At 62.7% G+C, this 509-nt stretch carries 1 protein-coding gene; it reads left to right on the top strand.

Annotation, left to right across the window (positions count from 1 at the left end):
* A partial coding sequence (locus tag AC1D0P_RS28355) for a hypothetical protein (RefSeq protein ID WP_477679781.1) occupies positions 1 to 509 on the top strand: 509 nt, incomplete at both ends.

Below are 509 nucleotides of genomic sequence, written 5' to 3'. Positions count from 1 at the left end.
GCATCGACACGCTCGGCGTGGCGCTGAGCGAACGCGGCAAATCGCTGCTCGCCGAGTTCGAAACCCGCGCCTCGGTGCTGGACGCCAATACCGAGAAGCTCAATGCCGCGCTACAGGAGCGCACACGGCAGCTCAACGAGACACTGATCGCCCGCACGCGCCAGATCAACGAGGCGCTGACCACCGGCGGTGACACCATCACGTCGAGCCTCGACAATGTGCTGACGTCGCTGAATTCCAGCCTCGACGAAAAGAGCACCACCTTCCGCCAGTCGCTGAAGGCCACCGCCGATGAGGCAATCATGGATCTCGACCTGAGGTCCGGCTTCTTCGACGAGAAGCTGCGCTCGACGGTCGATATCGTGTCCTCGGCTTTCGATGGCCGGATCACCGAATTTGCCGATGCCTTCGACAAGCGCTCCGGCTCTCTCGACGCAAAGCTGTCCGACAGCCTGGCGCGCATCAATGCCTCGCTCAATGGCGGCCACGAAACCATATCCGGCCTGCTC

The sequence above is a fragment of the Polaromonas sp. P1_G2 genome (assembly GCF_056405515.1).
This window is presented reverse-complemented; position numbering and strand designations above follow the sequence as displayed.